The sequence below is a fragment of the Pseudomonas sp. GW821-FHT09C08 genome (assembly GCF_059418125.1).
Genome location: NZ_JBWKPG010000001.1, coordinates 1,209,653 through 1,228,616, shown reverse-complemented (window position 1 = coordinate 1,228,616; position 18,964 = coordinate 1,209,653). Strand labels below are relative to the sequence as shown.

Below are 18,964 nucleotides of genomic sequence, written 5' to 3'. Positions count from 1 at the left end.
CGCTGGGGCTCGACAACTCCCACAGTGGGGCGGTGGGGTAGCTGGAATCCAAGCCATACAGCGAAACGCGGTGCTTGCTCAAATCCCCTTCATATACTGCTGAATATCGCGACCCCCTGTGCTAGCTTGCTGCACAAAATCCCACTCACACAGGCGCTTTCCTGTGGGAGCCGTCGAGCTTTAGCGAGGCCGCGAAGGCGGTGGGTCAGGCACAGAAGGGTTGTCTGTACTGCCGCCTTCGCAGCCTCGCTAAAGCTCGACAGCTCCTACAGTTGGGCGGTGGGGTGGCTGGAATCCGAGCCCCATAACCGCGCCCGAGGAAACCGGTGATCAAAACACCCATGCCGGTCGACATCAATGATAGGTATATTGGCAATCAACGCATCATTACATACGCACAGCCTATGGACCGCCCATGATCAACTTCCGCCTGATTCGTCACCTCTGGCTGTTCCTCGCCGTTGCCGAAGAGCAGAACTTCGGCCGCGCCGCCAAGCGCCTCGGGATGTCGCAGCCGCCGTTGAGCGAGCAAATCCAGGTGCTGGAGCAGGCGCTCAAGGTCACCTTGTTCGAACGCTCGCGGCGTGGGGCGAAGTTGACGCCGGTCGGCGCGGCGATCCTGCCGGCGGTGCGCAAGTTTGCCGAGCAGCTGGAGCGCCTGGAGCTGGCGGTGGAAGAGGCGGTAGCGGGGCAGTCCGGCATGCTGACCATCGGCGCGATTTCCACGGCGATGTTCGATGTGTTGCCCGGCTTGATCGACCAACTCAAGCAACGCTACCCGCACCTCACCGTGTCGGTGCGCGAGATCGACAGCGTCGAGGCGGTGCCGGCCCTGGAAGCGGGTGATATCGACCTGGCCTTCGCCCGGCTGGACGGCGACCTCGGCCAGGCAATCCAGTCGCTGCCGCTGCGCGAGGATCGCCTGATGGTGGCCTTGCCCAGCAATCACCCCTTGGCGTCGCGTACGCGCATCAGCCTGTCGAGCCTGGCCAGCGAGCCGCTGGTGATGTTTTCGCGCAAGGTCAGCCCGGTGTACTTCGATAACCTCATCGCCACCTGCCGTGCCAGTGGTTTCTCGCCCCGGGTCCTGCACGAAGTGCGCTCGGTGGCCTCGCAAATCGCCTTTGTCAGCTGCGGCCAGGGCATTGCGCTGGTGCCGGCAGCGCTGAAAAAACTGGCGCCGGACAACGTGGTTTTGCGCGCCCTGACGCAGAAACTCAACGTGGTGACCACCGCAGTCGCCTGGAACACCGAACGGCCCAACCCGCTGGTGAGCGAGCTGATCGAGCACTTCCAGACCCATACGATTGGCGTATGAACGCGTTCCGTTATCCGTCATTTACAGCAGGCAGGAAACCGCTGAAATTGCCGGGCTGTCTGTTCCAGGAAACCCCATCATGTCGTTCACTCACACCCACTTGCCGCTGACGGTAGACGGCGTATCGCTGGACATCGCCGCGATCCATCGCACTGGCGACCGCGCGCCCATCGTGTTCCTGCACGGATTTGGCTCGACCAAGGAAGACTACGCCGATATCGACCTGCACCCGGCGTTCGACGGGCACCCGTTCATTGCCTACGACGCCCCCGGCTGCGGTGAAAGCCAGTGCGCCGACCTGACAAAGATCAGCATCCCGTTCCTGCTCGACACCGCGTTGCAGGTGCTGGCGCATTTCCAGATCGAGCGCTTTCATTTGGTCGGCCACTCCATGGGCGGCCTGACGGCGCTGATGCTGGCGCACCGTTTTCCCGGGCGTGTGCTGAGCTTCATCGACATAGAGGGCAACATCGCCCCGGAAGACTGCTTCCTCAGCCGCCAGATCGTCGACTACCCGGCGGACGATCCCGAGGCGTTTTTCCGCGCCTTCATCGAGCGCACCCGCCAGGCCCCGGCGTATGCCAGCGCGCTGTACTCGGCCAGCCTGCGCCACAAGGTGCGGGCCGGCGCGGTGCGCGGGATTTTCCAGTCGATGGTGGAGCTGTCGGATAACGCCGGGCTGATGGACAAGTTCCTCGGCCTGCCGTGCCCGCGTCTGTTCATGTACGGCGAGCAGAACGCCGGGCTGTCCTACCTCGCGCATATCCAGGCACACGGTGTGCGCCTGGCGCCGATTGCCGAGTGCGGGCACTTCCCGATGTATTCCAACCCGCGTGCCATGTGGCAACAGATCTCGGCGTTCATCAGGACTTGAAGCGGCCCACCAGCCCATTCAGCTCATCCGACAGGTTCGACAGCCGTCCCGAGTCGTCCTGCGCCGAGTTGGCCAGGCTTTCCACCAGTCGCGCCTCGTCGTAGATCTGCTGGATATGCCGGTTGATCTCTTCGGCGACGCTGTGTTGTTCCTCGGCGGCGGCGGAGATCTGCAGGTTCTGGTCACGGATCTCGTTGACCGACAGTTGGATGCCTTCAAAACTGTCGCGCGCGCTTTCGATGGACGACACACTCGCGCGTGACAGATCCAGGCAACTGCCCATCTTTTGCGTGACTTCCTGGGTCTTGTTTTCCAGGGTGCCGAGCAGTTGCTCGATCTCGCCGGTGGAGTCGGAGGTGCGCTTGGCCAACGCGCGCACCTCATCGGCAACCACGGCAAAACCACGGCCCTGGTCACCGGCGCGGGCGGCCTCGATGGCGGCATTCAGCGCCAGCAGGTTGGTCTGTTCGGCAATCGCGCGAATGGTGCCGAGGATCTGATTGATGCTGCGACTGCCGGCTTCCAGCTCGACCATCGCCTGCGACGATTCGGTCAGGCGGCGGCCCAGGCGGTTGACGTTGTCGGTGGTGACTTCGATCTGCTGCTTGCCCTCGGCGACACGGCGGTGGCCGTTCTCGGCAGACTCCGCCGCGCCGCTGCAGGAGCGCGCGACTTCGTTGGCGGTGGCGACCATTTCGTTGAACGCGGTGGAGACCAGTTCCACCGCTTCGCGCTGGCGCCCGGCGGCCTCGTTCATGTTGTGCGCCACTTCGCTGTTGACCTTCGAGGCGTTCTGCAAGTTGGCCGACGCCGCGCCGATATGCTGGATCAGTTGGCGAATGGCGGCGAGAAACTTGTTGAACCAGCCGGCCAGTTCGGCGGTTTCATCCTTGCCCTGCACCTGCAGCTCATGACGCAGGTCGCCTTCGCCCTGGGCGATCGACTGCAGGCCGGTGCTGACCTGGCCGATGGGCTTGACGATGACCTTGGAGAACGCCGCGGCGATCAGCCCGAAGATCAACACCAGCACACCGACGATGACGGCGGTGAGGTAGGTCATGCGCATGGCTTCGGCCATGACTTCGCGATGTTCGATCAGGCCGATGTAGCGCCAGCCCAGGCCCGGGGAAGTCCAGACGTTGGCCATGTAGCGCACGCCATCGATCTCGACCTCGGTGGATCCCTGGGGCGTCGCGGCCAGTTGGGCATAAGCGGCGCCGAGGTCCTTGAGTGGCTTGAAGCTGTGGGCGGCGTCGCGCGGATCGACCAGCACCACGCCGTCTTCGATCAGCATCACGTAGCCGCTTTCGCCAAGCTTGATGCTCTTGACCAACTCGGTGAGGTTCTTCAGCGACACGCTGACCACGAACACGCCCTTGGCCTTGCCGCTGTTATCCAGCAAGGCGCGCGCGGTGCCGACCAGGGCCACGTCGTCCTTGTCGTAATAGTACGCAGGGGTGCGCACGGTCTTGCCGGGGCTGGCCATTGCCGCCTTGTACCAGGGGCGTGTGCGCGGATCGTACTTGGCCAGCTGCGGGTCATCCGGCCATTTCACGTAGGTACCGTCTTCCAGGCCGATGGACAGGATGGCCGCCGCCGGGTGCGTGGCACCGAAGCGCGCGAAGCGCTCGATCATCGCTTGGGCCTCGGCCGGCATAGGCTGGCTGGCGGCATCGGCGGGTTGATAGTTCTTCAGGGTGTTCACGGAAGTGTATACAGGATCAGTGGCCATTTGATCGACGTTTTGCAGCGTGCCATCAAAGAACTGCCGGATGTTGCCATCGATCTGGCGGATTTCCCGCGTGCTGCCGTCGATGAACTGATCGACGGCCTGGGTCCGCGTGTTCATCACCGAAATCACGGCGACCAGGCTTACCGGGATAAATGCGACCGAGACAAACGCGAGTACAAGCTTATTTTTTATTTTCATCGAGACGACCATCAGCGTGGAGGGCGGCCAAATCGACGCCGTCCAGCCTAGAGTGGCGGCGATTTGCTATGCCTGCTGTTTCGGCCTGGGTCGGATAAATCTTTAGGGTTTCTTGTACACAATACAAAGTGCTTATTGTTCTGTATCCAATCAGTACACATCACGCAGATAACGCTTCTGCTCGCTCAATGCGCGCCAGTACTCCGCCGCGCTCTCCGCGCCAAGCCCGCCGTGGGTTTGCGCGATCTGACGGAGTGCCTGGTCGACATCCTTGGCCATATGGCTGGCGTCACCGCAGATATACAGCTGCGCGCCTTCCTGCAACCAGCGCCACAGCTCCGCACCGTGATCGCGCAGGCGGTCCTGCACGTAGACCTTCTGCGCCTGGTCGCGGGAAAACGCCAGGCTCAGGTGGGTCAGCAGGCCATCGTGCTGCAAGTCTTGCAGTTCCTCCTGGTAGTAAAAATCGCTGGCCGCATGTTGTTCACCGAAGAACAGCCAGTTGCGGCCCTGATGCCCCTGTGCCCGGCGTTCCTGCAAAAACGCGCGGAACGGCGCCACGCCGGTGCCGGGGCCGATCATGATCATCGGCACATTACCGTCGCTGGGTGTCCGAAAGTGCCGCGACGGCTGCACGAACACCGGCACCTCGGCGTCGCCGGCGCGGTCGGCGAGGAAGGTCGACGACACGCCTTTGCGCCGGCCATAACGCAGCGCGGCCACCGTCAGATGGACTTCGCGCGGGTAAGCCTTGGCGCTGGAGGCGATTGAATACAGGCGCGGTTGCAGGCGCTTGAGGGTGCCGAGCAGCTCCTGCGCTGTGCATTCAATCGGATAGTGGTGCAGCACGTCCGCCAGCTGTCGGCCCCACAGCCAGTCCTTCAGCTCGGCTTTGCGCTCGGGTTCGAGCAACTGCTTGAGGCCCGGATTGGCGCTGCGCTCGGCGATGAACGCGAGCGTGTCGCCGCTGGGACGGGCAATTTCGAAGTGCTGGGTCAGCGCCTGTTGCAGGGCCACTTCGCCGAAGGTGTCGACATTCACGCAGGTGCTGGCGCGCAGGCGAGTCAGGTCGAGCAGTTCACTGACCAGTTCCGGACAGTTGCGCGGCATCACCCCTAACGCATCGCCGGCTTCATAGCTCAGCCCGGAGTCGGCCAGGTCGAGGGCGAACTGGCGGGTTTCCTTGTGCGCGCTGTGCGGGTTCAAGTGCCGGTTGAGCAGCAGGCGTGACCCGAACAGCTTGGTTTTGCCGGCGGGTGTGGCGGGCGCTGCAGGTTTGGCCGGGTTGAGGGTTTGCTGCAATTGCGCCAGCCAGGCGTCGGCACGGCTTTCGAATTCGGTGTCACAGTCGACGCGTTCCAGCAGGCGAGTGGCGCCCAGTTCCTGCAGGCGCTGGTCGAGCTGTTTACCGTGCTTGCAGAACTGGTCGTAATTGGGATCGCCCAGCGCCAGCACCGCATAGCGCAACGATTCAAGGCGGATGTCGGCGCTGCTGAGGCTGCGCCAGAAACTTTCGCCGTTGTCCGGTGGGTCGCCGTCGCCGAAGGTGCTGCTGATGAGGGCCAGGGTGTGGGTACTGGCGAGTCTGCTGGCGGGGAAGTCAGCCATGGCGCTGAGCACCACCTCTATGCCGGCGTCGCGCAGGCGTTGGGCACAGCGCTCGGCCAGGGTTTCGGCGTTGCCGGTTTGCGAGGCCCACAGCAGGGTGACGGCCGGGCCGGGCAGGGCGCTGGCTTCGACCGCTTGCGCACGACTGAACAGCCCACCCAGCAGGCCGTCGAGCCACAACCGAGTGTCTTTGGCCAAGGGGGCCTGCGCCGGCATCACCGGTACGCCGGCTTCGTGGCCAGTGCTGGCGCGCAGGCCACTGAGAAAGCCCGCAAGGTAGGTGCGTTCGCTGTCGCTGAGTGCCGGCGCCGGCACGTTGCGCAGGCCCGCGAGATCGGCGAAGGCGTCGAGGCGCGACATGGTGAGGTCCTCTGCTGAAGGGGGGATAACGCGGGTTACGGGTTTGGGCGCGTCGAGGAACTGATGGTCGATCAGCTCGATCCGCGTCAGGGCCACGGCGCAGAACTTGAATTCCGGCTGCAACGAAATCGGGTCGACGGCGTCGTTGGTCACTGCATTGATCGCCAGGTGTTCGCCAAACACATCGTTCCAGTGAAACGGCGCAAAACAGTTGCCCGCCCGCACGCGGTCGGTGACCACCGCAGGGAGCACGGCATGCCCGCGTGATGAGCGAATCTCGACCCGGTCCTGGTCCTTGATGCCCAGTTGCGCGGCGTCTTCGGGATGCAATTCCACGAACGGGCCGGGGTTGAGTTTGTTCAGCGTGGCGACCTTGCCAGTCTTGGTCAGGGTGTGCCATTGGTGCTGCAGGCGGCCGGTGTTGAGCACAAAGGGAAACGTCGCATCCGGCATCTCCGCTGGCGGCATGTGCGGACGGGCGAGGAACTGGCCCTTGCCGGTTTCGGTGGCGAACTTGAGTGTGTCGCCATGCCGGTAGCGGATCGGGTTGCGGTCGGCGCCATCTGCGGATGCGCAGGGCCATTGCAAGGGCGTTTCGCGCAGGCGTGCATGGCTGGCGCCGCGCATGTCATAGCCAGTCTTGGGGTTCCAGGCGCGCTTGATTTCGTCGAATACGTCGGCGGCGCAGGTGTAGGTGAAGGCCTCGGCAAAGCCCATCGCGCAGGCGACCCGGGCGATGATCTGCCAGTCGGGCAAGGCCTCGCCGGGGGCGTCGACGGCTTTCTGCATCAGGGTCAGATTGCGTTCGGAGTTGATCATCACGCCTTCGGCTTCGGCCCAGAGTGCGCCGGGCAACAGGATGTCGGCGTAGCGGTTGGTCTCGGTGTCGAGGAAGGCGTCCTGGGTGATCACCAGTTCGGCGGCCTGCAAGCCTTCAATGACCTTGCGTCGATTCGGCGCGCTGGCCACCGGGTTGGTGCAGATGATCCAGCAGGCCTTGATCTGCCCGGCGGCCATCTGCTCGAACATCGCCACGGTGCCGCCGCCGACCTGGCGCGGCAGGCTGCCTGCGGGCAGTTGCCAGAGGTCTTCGATAAAGGCGCGGTCGGCCTCGACCAGCACCGAGCGCTGCCCCGGCAGGCCCGGGCCCATGTAGCCCATTTCGCGCCCGCCCATGGCGTTGGGCTGGCCGGTGAGGGAAAACGGCCCGCTGCCGGGGCGGCAGATCGCGCCGGTGGCCAGGTGCAGGTTGCACAGCGCGTTGGTGTTCCAGGTGCCGTGGGTGCTCTGGTTGAGGCCCATGGTCCAGCAGCTCATCCAATCGCCGGCCTGGCCGATCCAGGCGGCGGCCTGGCGGATGTCGGCTTCAGCCAGGCCGGTCAGTTGCGCAACCCGCGCCGGCGGGTAGTCCTTGAGGAAACCGGGCATGGCGTCCCAGCCTTCGGTGAAGGCCGCGATAAAGGCCGGGTCCGTGTGGCCGTTTTTCACCAGCAGGTGCAACAGGCCGTTGAGCAGGGCGAGGTCGGTGCCGGGGGCGATCTGCAGGAACAGGTTGGCCTTGTCCGCCGTGGCACTGCGTCGGGGGTCGACCACGATGAGTTTCGCCCCGGCCTTGACCCGGTCCATCATGCGCAGGAACAGGATCGGGTGACAGTCGGCCATATTCGCGCCGATCACGAAGAACAGGTCGGCGCGGTCGAAATCTGCATAGGATCCCGGAGGCCCATCGGCGCCCAGGGACAGCTTGTAGCCACTGCCGGCGCTGGCCATGCACAGGCGCGAGTTGGACTCGATGTACTGGGTGCGCACAAACCCCTTGGCGAGTTTGTTGACCAGGTATTGGGCTTCCAGGGACATTTGCCCGGACACGTAGAACGCCAGCGCGTCGGGCCCGTGGGTGTCGAGAATGTGGCGCAAACGACTGGCCGTGTCGCTGATGGCCGTGTCGATGCCAATGCGCACCGGGTCGTGATCGCGCGCCTGACGCACGTAGGCGTTTTCCATGCGGCCGGACTCGGCAATGGATTGCCCGCAGGTAGTGCCCTTGGTGCACAGGCGGCCGAAATTGGTGGGGTGGGCCTTGTCGCCGATCACCTTGACCACCTTGTTGTGCTCGACCTGCATGACGATGCCGCAGCCCACACCACAATAAGGGCACACGCTGCGCACGCTTTGAATTGCCATCCGTACCCCTCGACTGCTTTGTGCCCGGCATAAAAAAAGCGCCCTGCAACCCTCCGTTGGAAACGGGGATTGCACGGCGCCTTTGTCGTGATTGGGCAGTCAGCGTTGACTGCTGTATGTGGGGTTCCTAGCAAGTCACGCGCCAGGTTTGAACGCAGGCGGGCTCACGTGTCGTGGCGAGGGCGCTGGCTCCCGCCGGGCTGCGCAGCGGCGCCAAAATCCTCGGTGCGCTACCCACGCCAACGAGAGCCAGGACCCTCGCCACACAAATGCTCCAGTGCGCAGTTATGAAGCAGGGCGCACCAGTTGGAGGCGGGATTCGGCGTATTGGAGGGGCAGAGGAGGCGCCGGGTGTGGCTGCTACGGGCACCTGGGCGGGTTGGCACGCCGCCTGCAAGTTCATCCTCAACCCATCTCGGTCAACGACGATCGACACCAGGGGCAATCGCGGCAGAGCCGGCGCAGTCGCCGATCCGATCCCGCAGAAGAACAGGCAAAGACGCCTGGAACCGCAAGGTTTCAGGCGTTTTTTTTTGCTTTTAAAACCGTGATGAACGTTGCCGGGTGCTTGGAATGAATAAACAGATGAAAACCCTGATCGTCGTCGGCAATGGCATGGTCGGCCACCACTGTGTGGAGCAACTGATCGAGCGCGGCGCGCTGGCGCATTATCGGTTGCACGTGTTCAGCGAAGAGCCGATGCGTGCCTATGACCGCGTACACCTTTCCGAATACTTCACCGGCCGCGATGCCGAGTCGCTGGCGCTGTCCGAGGCGTCGCTGTACCAGACGCCGGGCGTTACCCTGCACCTCGGCGTGCCGGTGCTGGAAATCGACCGCGCCCGTTGCGAGGTCATCACCGCCAATGGTTGCGTGGCGTACGACAAGTTGGTGCTCGCTACCGGTTCCTACCCGTTTGTGCCGCCGATTGAAGGCGCCGAAGGCGATTCGCGGCTGGTCTACCGTACCCTTGAAGACCTCGACGCCATTCGCGCGGCGGCAGCCAATGCACGGCGCGGCGTGGTGGTCGGCGGCGGCCTGTTGGGCCTGGAAGCCGCCAACGCCTTGAAGAGCCTGGGCCTGGAAGCCCATGTGGTGGAGTTCGCGCCGCGCCTGATGCCGGTGCAGCTGGATGATTTTGGCGGCCTGGCGCTGAAGGCTCAGATCGAGCGCCTCGGCGTCGGTGTGCATTTGTCGCGCGCCACTCAATCGATCAGTGCGGGCGAGCAGTACCGCTACCGCATGAACTTCGCCAATGAGGCGTATCTGGAAACCGACCTGATCGTGTTCTCCGCCGGTATCCGCGCCCAGGACGCACTGGCCCGCCAGGCCGGGCTGGAGATCGGCCCGCGCGGCGGGGTGGTGATCAACGACGAATGCCTGAGCTGCGACCCGAACATCTACGCGATTGGCGAGTGTGCGTCCTGGAACGGCAGCCTGTTCGGCCTGGTCGCGCCGGGCTATCAGATGGCGCGTGGCGTGGCCGCATTGTTGAGCGGGGAGGCCGCCGAGCCTTTCGTGGGCGCCGATATGTCGACCAAGCTCAAATTGCTTGGCGTCGACGTCGGTTCCATAGGCGATGCGCATGCCCACACGCCCGGCGCGCGCAGCTACCAGTTTATCGACGAGGCGAGCGCCAGCTACCGTCGCCTGGTGGTGGATGCGAGCGGCAAGCACGTGATCGGCGCGGTGCTGGTCGGTGACAACAGCTACTACGACACCTTGCTGCAATATCTGCAGAACCGCATCGCGTTGCCGGCGGAACCGGCGAGCCTGATCCTGCCGTCGTCCAGCGGCGCACCGACACTCGGCCCTGGCGCGTTGCCGGAATCGGCCACGGTGTGTTCGTGCCACAACGTCACCAAAGGCGCGATCTGCTCGGCCATCGACGGTGGCTGCAGCGACCTCGGCGTGCTCAAGTCCCAGACCAAGGCGTGTACCGGTTGTGGCGGCTGCGCCGGGTTGCTCAAGCAGGTGTTCGAGCATGAGCTGATCGCGCGTGGCGTCAGTGTCGATAAAAGCCTGTGCGAACACTTTGCCCACACCCGGCAGGCGCTGTATGCGCTGGTGCGGGTGGAGGGGCTGAGCACCTTCGAGGAGCTGCTCGCCAAGCATGGGCGTGGCCACACCGGCTGCGATGTGTGCAAGCCGGCGGTGGGTTCGATCCTCGCCTCCTGCTGGAACCAGCCGATCATGGACCCGTCCCTGGTGCCGCTGCAGGACACCAACGACACGTTCATGGCCAACATGCAGAAGAACGGCACCTACTCGGTGGTCCCGCGTATTCCGGGCGGTGAGATCACCGCCGACAAGCTGATCGTGATCGGCGAGGTCGCGAAGAAATACGACCTCTACACCAAGATCACCGGCGGCCAGCGCATCGACCTGTTCGGCGCGCAACTGCATGAGCTGCCGGACATCTGGGCCGAGCTGATCGCTGCCGGCTTCGAAACCGGGCATGCATATGGAAAGTCCACGCGTACGGTGAAATCCTGCGTGGGCAGCACCTGGTGCCGCTACGGTGTGCAGGACAGCGTGAAAATGGCGCTGCTCATCGAAGACCGCTACAAGGGCCTGCGCTCGCCGCACAAGCTCAAATTCGCGGTGTCGGGCTGCACCCGCGAGTGCGCCGAAGCGCAGAGCAAGGACGTCGGCGTGATCGCCACCGAGAAGGGCTGGAACCTGTATATCGCCGGCAACGGGGGCATGCGCCCACGCCATGCGGAACTGTTCGCCACCGACCTCGATGACGCCACGCTGATCCAGTACATCGACCGCTTCCTGATGTTCTACATCCGCACCGCCGACAAGCTGCAACGCACCTCGGTGTGGCGCGAAAGCCTGGAGGGCGGGTTGGAGTTCCTCAAGGACGTGATCGTGCACGACAGCCTGGGCCTCGGCGCGGAACTTGAAGCGCAGATGCAACGGGTGGTCGACCGCTACGAATGCGAGTGGGCCAACGCCCTCAAGGACCCGGAGAAACTCAAGCGCTTCCGCACGTTCGTCAACGACAAGCGCGCCGACCCGGACATTCACTTTGTGCAGGAACGCGGCCAGCGCCGGCCGATCATGGCCGCCGAACTCAACCTGATTGCCGTCACCGAGGAGATTGCCTGATGAGCCAGCCCAACAGCCAGCGACACCTGGCCAGCTGGAAACGCGTGTGTACCGAACAAGACCTGGTGAGCAATTCCGGCGTGGTGGTATGGGTCGACGGCGTGCAGGTGGCGCTGTTCTACCTGCCGCAGGCGCCGGACCAGACGCTGTACGCCATCGACAACCATGACCCGCAGTCCGGCGCGAACGTCATCGGCCGCGGCCTGGTCGGCAGCATCAAGGGCCAGCTGGTGGTGGCTGCGCCGATCTACAAGCAGCATTATCGGCTGCAGGACGGTCAATGCCTTGAGGCGCCGGAGCAGCGATTGCGGGTATGGCCGGTGCGGTTGAACGGCGGGGTGGTGGAGTTGGCGGTGGATTGATAGCGCGCGGGGCGGTTGTGCCTATGTGCTGGCGGGTTTGTTGTGGTGAGTGGGCTTCCTTTGGCTAGTGGGGCTTGGTGTGTTGAGTGGGCTTCCAGTGGCTAGTGGGCTTGTTGTGGTGAGTGGCTTCCTGTGGCTAGCGGGCCTGTTGTGGCTAGCGATCCTGTTGTGGTGAGCGGGCTTGCCCCGCGTTGGGGCGCGCAGCGGCCCCTCTCAAGATCACTGCGCTGTTTCAGGTAAACCGAGGGGTTGGGTTTGGGGCTGCTGCGCAGCCCAACGCGGGGCAAGCCCGCTCGCCACAACAATCCCGCTCACCATAGGATGCCCGCTTGCCTCAACAACTCAGCCTGGCTCACCAGAGCGCAGTGCATGGCTTCACTACATCCCCTTCGTCGCCCGCACTGAATCGTCCTTGATGTCCTCGGCAAACTTGCGCATCAGCCGCACGAGGTTGTCGAAATCACCCTCGTCCCAGGTCGAGAAGATCGACTGGCCGATCCTCTCCCGCGCCTCATCGACACGGTCCGTCATGGCCTTGCCCTTGTCGGTAATCACCGACTCACGCACGCGGCGGTCCGCTGCACTTTCCTGGCGCAGGATCAGGCCGAGGCTTTCCAGTTTCGCCACCTGCCGGCTTACGGTGGTGTAGTCGCGGCCAACACGATCGGCCAGTTCAACCACGCCAATCGGGCCCAGCCGCTCCACCAGCACCAGCAGCGGAAACAGCGCGCGATCCAGGGAAATCCCGGCTTCGCGCACCATCGCCTCGTCGCGTTGCGGGCGATTCATCACGCCGACGATTTCCACCAGCGATCCATGCAGGTCGCGCAGTTGGGCGGATATATGTGCGCTTTGCACATTTTTAATTGACACTGTGCTTCTCCCTCTTAATATGTGCGTATTGCACATATAGGTGGCCCGTATGAACGAGCGATGCGCTGTCGATGTACTGATTTGCGGTGCCGGTGCTGCCGGCTTGACCCTCGCGATCGACTTGGCCAGACGGGGCATCACCTTCCGTCTGATCGAGAAGAGCCCACAGCCGTTCCATGGCTCGCGCGGCAAGGGCATCCAGCCAAGGTCACAGGAAGTCTTCGAAGACCTGGGGGGTCTCGACCGCCTGGTGGCAATGGGGGGAGTCTATCCGACTGAACGGCGCTACCGCGACGATGGCAGCTTCAGTGACGGCAATTCTATCGCGCAGCATCCTGCGACACCGGCCGAGCCTTATCAACAGCCGCTGATGGTGCCGCAATTTCTGACTGAGCAAGTGCTGCGCGAGCGTCTGTTGGAGCTGGGGCATCGGCCTGAATTCGGCTGTGAACTGCTGGACTTTGTTCAAGACGATGACGGCGTCACCGCGCAGGTGATGGGGCCGACGGGCGCCGACACCGTTCGCGCGCGCTGGCTGGTGGGCGCCGATGGCGGTCGCAGTTTTGTGCGGCATGCGCTGCAGATTGGCTTCCCTGGCAAGACGCTGGGCGTACGCGCGCTGGTGGCGGACGTGGTGCTCACCGGGCTGTCGCGTGACCATTGGCACCGTTTTGGCGAGGGCGATGTACAGCGACAAGTCGCGATATGCCCGTTGGCCGGCACCGATCTGTTCCAGATCCAGGGCCCGATTCCTCTGGAGGTTGATGTCGACATGAGTGCAGAAGGGCTGACGGCGCTCATCGCCCAGCGCACCGGGCGTGAGGATATTGAGGTGCATTGCGTGTCATGGGCATCGGCCTACAGCATGAATGCGCGCCTGGCCGACCACTACCGCGTCGGCCGTGTGTTGCTGGTGGGCGACGCCGCCCATATCCATCCACCTACCGGCGGCCAGGGCCTCAATACCAGCGTGCAGGACGCCTACAACCTCGGCTGGAAACTCGCCGCGGCGGCTCACGGCGCGTCCGATGATCTGCTCGACAGCTACGAGGCAGAACGCCGTCCCGTCGCCGCGTCCGTACTCGGCCTGGCCACCCAATTGCTGGGCGCGATGGCCAACGGCGACTTGCGCCGGGGCAGGGAAGTGCACCAGCTGGATATCGGCTACCCGCAGTCCTCGCTGGCCCTGGTGCAGCCGACACGTACTGCCAGCCTGCGCGCCGGCGACCGGGCACCGGATGCACCGATCCGGGGGGCGGCAGGCCAATCGTTGCGACTGTTCAACCTCTTCCAGGGCACGCATTGGACATTGCTCGGGTACGGAGTAAAACGCGGCTCGGTGGCCGCGCGGCCGGGGCTGCATATCCATCGGTTCGGCCTGCAAGGCGACATGATCGATGCGCAGGGGCACTTTCAGCGCGCTTATGAACTGGCGCTCGGTGACTGGGTGCTGGTGCGCCCTGACGGGTATATCGCCGCGATTGTTTCATCCGCGCAGGTTGACGTTCTTGAGGGTTACCTTCAGCGGGTCTTGCTCTAGACAGCGCCACCGCCATCGCAGCCTCGCTGGCGCTACACGGATTGTCGTGGGCATTGAACGAGTACGAGCAAACGCCCCGATCCCCTCCTGTGGGAGCCGTCGAGCCCTGGCGAGGCCGCGAAGGCGGCGGGTCAGGCAACGAAGATATCGCCCGTGCCGAAGGATCAAGATGCAACCCGCTTCAGCCAAATCAAGGACACTTTATGGCGCTCATCACCGAGCGCCTGGAACAAGCCCGCAATGGCATCAACCCCAAGCCCGATCTTGGTGTGCGTTCAAACCGCGATTTGTTTGAAAACAACCGCTACACTGCCGCCCCCCAATTTCAGCAAGGATGCTCAGGATGCGTGCGTACTTCGCCGGCGTAATCCTCTTTCTGGCCCTGGCCACCGCCGCCATGGCCGAACCCCGATCGTTCTCGGTCAATGAGCCCAGTGGCAAGTTCCTGGTCGAAGTGCTGTTCCCCGAGGTCCCGCAGGACCTGCAAACGTTGGCACCAGCCTTGATCACCGTGCGCGACAGAGCGACGCTCGCGATTCTCCAGCAGTTGCAAACGCCCGCCGGCAATGTGCCGCTGGATCGCCACGGCAAAACCGACGCGGACCATCTGGTGGGCGAGTACGGGCTGTTGTATTTCGCCGATATCAACGGTGATGGTCGTCAGGACCTGGCTATCCGCAATGGCAGCGGCGCCGCTGAAGATTTTCAATTCAATTACGATGTGTACCTGCAAGACCCGCAACAGGTGCAATGGGTCTTGAACCAACCCTTGACCGACCTGGCGAACGAGACCTCCGGCGGGATGTTTTCGATCAATCCCACGGATGGCGTTATCCATTCGCAAACCGACCGCGGTTGTTGCTGGATGCGCGCCAGTCGCTGGCAGATGCAGGGCGACCAATTGGTCCGGCTGAGCTTCTACACCCAGGAAGAAGTGCCGGCCACAGACAGCAATGAAAATACCAGCATGCCCAGCGGCTACATGCTGCGCACCACCGGCGAATGGAAGGATGGCCAGTGGCTGGAAACACCCAGGCTTGAGGGGCCGGTCAACGAGGACGCGCAGCGACTGGTCGGCACGCTCGATGGCAAGATTCCGGTGGAAATCTGGTACCAGCAACAGGGCGCGGTCTTGATCGGCGAACTGCGCTACACCAAAAGTGGCAGCGGCCAGCCGATCAAGCTGGTGGGTGACCGCGGTGAGTATGCTGGTGAACCCTTCTTCTACCTGCATGAATACACCGATGACGGCCATCAGACCGGCATCTGGCGCATCACCCGTGATTACACCGGTACCTGGGTCAGTGGTGCGAAGGGCGACACGCGCGAACTGGCCATCCAGTTGCACGATGAGTACCAGCAACCGGATTACGATAAATTCGATGAAGTCGCCCGCGACCAGCGCGACGGTCACTACCAGATGCGTGATGATTTCCTGGACCGTGACGGCGACCTGGACTTGAAAATCCTGCCCGAGCGCGATGCCCAGGGGCGCGAAGTCGCGGAGTTCACCGTGACGCTCAAAGACACCGGCACCTCAAAAGTCATCGTCACCGCCCACCACCGCGTGCCGATGGAAACCGAAAATCTCATCATCGTGCCGGAACCGCTGGCGACTCGCCGTGCAGGTCCGTACCACATTCAATTGGTGAAAAACTTCGCGGTAATCGAGCACAACTCAGCGCCGGACAGCCCGGATTACCTGACCGGTTATTACCGCAAGCAGCCTTGAATTACCCCCCCCATAATCCGCCGCCCCAAAGATCAAATGTGGGAGCCGTCGAGCCCCAGCGAGGCCGCGAAGGCGGTGGCATTGCCAATGAATTTAGTGCCTGGCACACCGCTTTCGCGGCCTCGCCAGGGCTCGACGGCTCCCACAAGGGGGGGCTTTGTCTCACCCGGAGAATTCAGTCATGTTGGCGTTACGCGTGGTTCGGAGAGCGAATGGCTCAGCGCCTGCTGAACGCCAGCCGCGCGGCAAACAACACGAAGATCACGCCGGTGGTGCGGTCCATCCACTGGATGACTTGCTCGCGGCGCAGAAAGCCGGACAGTTGCTGCGTGGCGCCGATCAGCACCAGCGACCACAGCAGCCCGAGCACCACGTGGATGCTCACCAGGCCGAATGTCCAGGCGATCAGCGAATGCCCTTGCGGAATGAATTGCGGCAGGAAGGACACGTAGAAAATTCCCACCTTGGGGTTCAGCACATTCCCCAGCATGCCCTTGATAAACCAGTTGCCGCCGGGTTTCGCTTCGGGCGAAGCCGGCGCCAGTGAGCGACGTGGACGCAGCAGCATGTTCAAGCCCAGCCAGGCCAGGTAGGCCGCGCCACAGTATTTGAGCAGGTTGAATGCCACCTCGGACACCGCAATCAACGCGCCCAGGCCGAAGGCCACCGCCGCGCCCCACAGCAGGCAACCGGCGTTGATCCCCAGGGTGGCCTGCAGCGCCTGGCGTTTGCCTTCTACCGTGGCGGTCCGCAGCACCAGTGCGGTGTCGAGCCCGGGCGTGAGCGTCAGCAGGGTGGCGGCTAAGGTAAAGGCGATGAGGTTATCGGCAATGGACATGGCGAGGGGCTTCATGAGGGCGCGTGGGTGGACGTTACCTCAAGCAGGTCCAGGTCGCAAAGGCGTGGGTAGCTTCTGGGGGATAGCGCTGCTGGGGTGGGGGGCTTGTCGAGTCGTTGCACTGCTCGAGTTGGGCTGCGCAGGGGCCGTAATCAAGCAGAATGTGCAATGTCAGGCGAGGGTATTGGGGCTGCTGCGCAGCCCAACGCGGGCGGTGCGACGATTCGACAAGCCCGCTCGCCACAGGGGGCGCCTTTGCCACAGGAGGGGCCTTTACCACAGAGGGCGCCTTTGCCACAGGAAGGTCCTTTGCCACAGGGGGCGCCTCTGCCACAGGAAGGTCCTTTACCACAGAGGGCGCCTCTGCCACAGGAAGGTTCTTTACCACAGAGGGCCCCTTTGCCATAGGAAGAACCTTTGCCACAGGGGCCCCTTTGCCATAGGAGGGTCCTTTGCCCAGGGCTTCCTATGTCACAGGAATATCCTATGCCACAGGAAGCCCGCTGTCCCCATCGCAGTCAGCGGTTGAAGCGTTCAACCAAGGCGTATTGGGTGGACGCGGTATGGGTCAGTTCCTTGCTCAGGTCCGTGGATTGATGGGCTTGGATCGAGGTCTGGTCGGCCAGTTCGGCGATGGTGGTGATGTTGCGGCTGATCTCCTCGGCGACCGCGCTTTGTTCCTCGGTCGCGGCGGCGATCTGGGTGGTCATGTCGGTGATATGCGACACCGCTTCGCTGATGCCCACCAGTGCCTGGTCCGCTTCCAGCACCCAGGCCACGCCTTCCTCGGCCTGGCGCTGGCCGTGTTGCATGCTTTGCACGGCATTGTTGGAAGATGCCTGCAACTGAGTGATCAGCGCGTGGATCTGGGTGGTTGATTGCGTGGTGCGCTGGGCCAACTGGCGTACTTCGTCGGCCACCACCGCGAAACCACGGCCCATGTCGCCGGCGCGCGCGGCCTCGATCGCGGCGTTGAGCGCGAGCAGGTTGGTTTGGTCGGCGATGCCCTTGATCACATCCACCACGCTGCCGATTTCGTCACTGTCCTTGGCCAACTGCGCCACGGTGACGCCCGTCTCGCCGACCACGGCAGACAGGCGCTCGATGGCTTCGCGGGTATCGCGCGCCACTTCGCGGCCACGCCCGGTCAGCACGTTGGCTTGCTGGGTGGCATCGGCGGTGCGTTGCACGTGGCTGGCGACTTCCTGGGTGGTCGCGGCCATCTGGTTGACGGCGGCCGAGACCTGCTCGGTTTCGACGCGTTGACGGTCCAGGCCGTTGGAGCTGGCCGTGGCCAATTGATCGGATTGGCCGGCGAGGGCGCTGAGCTGTTCGGCGCTGTCCTGCAGGCGGGTCAGGCACGTCTTCAGGCGTGCAGTCTGGCTGAGAAACGCGGTTTCCAAACGGGCTTGAGGCCCGCGTGCGTCACTGTACATCTGCGCGATCAAGGCATCCGAGGTCGACGGCTCGACACCCGCCAGCAGGCGCAAGGTGCTGCCCTGGCGAACGCGCGAGCACAGCACACCCACCGGCACTGCGACCGCCACGGCCACTGCGAGGGCCAGCGGTGCACTGAGGAACAACCCGGCAACGCTGCCGGCAACGGCGGTCGCCACATAGGGCACGCAGCTCAAGGCCGCCGGCAGCCACGCATCCTGGCGCGGCACGCCTGGCTTGCCTTGGCTGATACGCCGGTACAGCGCCTCGGCGCGACGGATTTCATCGGCGCTGGGTTTGACCCGCACCGACTCGAAACCCACCACATTGGCACCTTCGAAGATGGGGGTGACATAGGCGTTGACCCAATAATGGTCGCCATTTTTCGCACGGTTCTTGACGATGCCCATCCAGGGCAGGCCTTGCTTGAGCGCGCTCCACATGTGCGCGAACACGGCGGGGGGGACATCGGGGTGACGCACGATGTTTTGCGGCGCGCCGATCAGGTCGGCGCGGTTGAATCCGCTGATGGCGACAAAGGCATCGTTGCAGTAAGTGATCACACCCCGGACATCGGTGGCGGAGATGAGTTTTTGCGAAGACGCGAGTGAAATCTCGCGTTGTGTAACAGGCTGGTTGTTGCGCATTCCGACTACTCCCTGGTTGCACTCAGTCCATCGGCGCCAACTGCCAAAAGGTTAATGCACATTCGACAATTCGCCAGCCACTGGTCAAAAGCCTGAAACTTCCCGGTGAAACACTTCATAATGGCGGCCATTTTTATATAGCCC

The 18,964-nt window shown here is 63.5% G+C and carries 12 protein-coding genes and 2 pseudogenes; 7 read left to right on the top strand and 7 right to left on the bottom strand.

Features of this window, described 5'->3' with window-relative positions; genetic code table 11:
- The first annotated feature begins 415 nt into the window (after positions 1-415).
- Positions 416-1,318, top strand: a complete 903-nt coding sequence (locus tag AC07OJ_RS05165; RefSeq protein WP_106803673.1) for a LysR family transcriptional regulator — start codon at positions 416-418, stop codon at positions 1,316-1,318.
- 79 nt (positions 1,319-1,397) lie between these two features.
- Positions 1,398-2,192 (top strand): alpha/beta fold hydrolase, encoded by a 795-nt coding sequence (locus AC07OJ_RS05160; protein WP_495094123.1) that lies wholly within the window; start codon positions 1,398-1,400, stop codon positions 2,190-2,192.
- Here AC07OJ_RS05160 and AC07OJ_RS05155 read toward each other — a convergent pair.
- From AC07OJ_RS05155 to AC07OJ_RS05145, 3 genes and pseudogenes are all read right to left on the bottom strand, one after another.
- Positions 2,182-2,949, bottom strand: coding sequence for a methyl-accepting chemotaxis protein (locus tag AC07OJ_RS05155; RefSeq protein ID WP_371905347.1), 768 nt, complete (start codon positions 2,947-2,949; stop codon positions 2,182-2,184). The genes AC07OJ_RS05160 and AC07OJ_RS05155 overlap by 11 nt on opposite strands.
- An 87-nt stretch (positions 2,950-3,036) precedes the next feature.
- A pseudogene (locus tag AC07OJ_RS05150) lies at positions 3,037-4,041 on the bottom strand (cache domain-containing protein); the annotation flags it as partial.
- A gap of 231 nt (positions 4,042-4,272) precedes the next feature.
- Complete coding sequence (locus AC07OJ_RS05145) at positions 4,273-8,274, bottom strand: bifunctional nitrate reductase/sulfite reductase flavoprotein subunit alpha (RefSeq protein ID WP_495094122.1); 4,002 nt, start codon at positions 8,272-8,274, stop codon at positions 4,273-4,275.
- Between the two features lie 573 nt (positions 8,275-8,847).
- Here AC07OJ_RS05145 and nirB point away from each other — a divergent pair.
- Together nirB and nirD are read left to right on the top strand one after the other, a co-directional pair.
- Positions 8,848-11,391, top strand: a complete 2,544-nt coding sequence (nirB, locus tag AC07OJ_RS05140) for a nitrite reductase large subunit NirB (protein WP_315421532.1) — start codon at positions 8,848-8,850, stop codon at positions 11,389-11,391.
- Positions 11,391-11,753, top strand: coding sequence for a nitrite reductase small subunit NirD (gene nirD / locus AC07OJ_RS05135; RefSeq protein WP_106803677.1), 363 nt, complete (start codon positions 11,391-11,393; stop codon positions 11,751-11,753). Before nirB ends, nirD begins: the two co-directional genes overlap by 1 nt.
- Before the next feature lie 378 nt (positions 11,754-12,131).
- On the opposite strand, the gene AC07OJ_RS05130 is transcribed toward nirD, so the two are convergent.
- The gene (locus AC07OJ_RS05130; RefSeq protein WP_315421529.1) at positions 12,132-12,626 is read right to left on the bottom strand and encodes a MarR family transcriptional regulator; all 495 of its coding nucleotides are present in this window, start codon (positions 12,624-12,626) and stop codon (positions 12,132-12,134) included.
- 49 nt (positions 12,627-12,675) lie between these two features.
- Between AC07OJ_RS05130 and AC07OJ_RS05125 the strand changes: the two genes are divergently transcribed.
- The 3 genes from AC07OJ_RS05125 to AC07OJ_RS05115 all read left to right on the top strand — a co-directional run bounded on the left by AC07OJ_RS05125 (position 12,676) and on the right by AC07OJ_RS05115 (position 15,898).
- On the top strand, positions 12,676-14,166 hold the full coding sequence (locus AC07OJ_RS05125) for an FAD-dependent oxidoreductase (protein ID WP_495094121.1): 1,491 nt from the start codon (positions 12,676-12,678) through the stop codon (positions 14,164-14,166).
- Between the two features lie 203 nt (positions 14,167-14,369).
- A complete protein-coding gene (locus tag AC07OJ_RS05120) occupies positions 14,370-14,534 on the top strand; it encodes a hypothetical protein (protein WP_157955075.1) in 165 nt (54 codons plus the stop codon).
- Entirely contained in the window at positions 14,510-15,898 is a 1,389-nt protein-coding gene (locus tag AC07OJ_RS05115; RefSeq protein ID WP_495094120.1) for an XAC2610-related protein, read from the top strand. Before AC07OJ_RS05120 ends, AC07OJ_RS05115 begins: the two co-directional genes overlap by 25 nt.
- Before the next feature lie 217 nt (positions 15,899-16,115).
- On the opposite strand, the gene AC07OJ_RS05110 is transcribed toward AC07OJ_RS05115, so the two are convergent.
- From AC07OJ_RS05110 to AC07OJ_RS05100, 3 genes and pseudogenes are all read right to left on the bottom strand, one after another.
- Positions 16,116-16,736, bottom strand: a complete 621-nt coding sequence (locus AC07OJ_RS05110) for a LysE family translocator (protein WP_495094119.1) — start codon at positions 16,734-16,736, stop codon at positions 16,116-16,118.
- A 518-nt stretch (positions 16,737-17,254) separates the two neighbouring features.
- Complete coding sequence (locus AC07OJ_RS05105) at positions 17,255-18,289, bottom strand: methyl-accepting chemotaxis protein (RefSeq protein WP_495005353.1); 1,035 nt, start codon at positions 18,287-18,289, stop codon at positions 17,255-17,257.
- A gap of 264 nt (positions 18,290-18,553) precedes the next feature.
- A pseudogene (locus AC07OJ_RS05100) lies at positions 18,554-18,820 on the bottom strand (PAS domain-containing protein); the annotation flags it as partial.
- Positions 18,821-18,964: the final 144 nt, after the last annotated feature.

What these genes read in the sequence shown, in the direction of transcription:
- AC07OJ_RS05155 (WP_371905347.1), bottom strand. Translation starts at nt 2,949, where the DNA reads ATGAACGAGGCCGCCGGGCGCCAGCGCGAAGCGGTGGAACTGGTCTCC.
- AC07OJ_RS05110 (WP_495094119.1), bottom strand. Translation starts at nt 16,736, where the DNA reads ATGTCCATTGCCGATAACCTCATCGCCTTTACCTTAGCCGCCACCCTG.
- nirB (WP_315421532.1), top strand. Translation starts at nt 8,848, where the DNA reads ATGAATAAACAGATGAAAACCCTGATCGTCGTCGGCAATGGCATGGTC.
- AC07OJ_RS05145 (WP_495094122.1), bottom strand. Translation starts at nt 8,274, where the DNA reads ATGGCAATTCAAAGCGTGCGCAGCGTGTGCCCTTATTGTGGTGTGGGC.
- AC07OJ_RS05115 (WP_495094120.1), top strand. Translation starts at nt 14,510, where the DNA reads ATGCGTGCGTACTTCGCCGGCGTAATCCTCTTTCTGGCCCTGGCCACC.
- AC07OJ_RS05120 (WP_157955075.1), top strand. Translation starts at nt 14,370, where the DNA reads ATGGCGCTCATCACCGAGCGCCTGGAACAAGCCCGCAATGGCATCAAC.
- AC07OJ_RS05165 (WP_106803673.1), top strand. Translation starts at nt 416, where the DNA reads ATGATCAACTTCCGCCTGATTCGTCACCTCTGGCTGTTCCTCGCCGTT.
- AC07OJ_RS05160 (WP_495094123.1), top strand. Translation starts at nt 1,398, where the DNA reads ATGTCGTTCACTCACACCCACTTGCCGCTGACGGTAGACGGCGTATCG.
- AC07OJ_RS05125 (WP_495094121.1), top strand. Translation starts at nt 12,676, where the DNA reads ATGAACGAGCGATGCGCTGTCGATGTACTGATTTGCGGTGCCGGTGCT.
- nirD (WP_106803677.1), top strand. Translation starts at nt 11,391, where the DNA reads ATGAGCCAGCCCAACAGCCAGCGACACCTGGCCAGCTGGAAACGCGTG.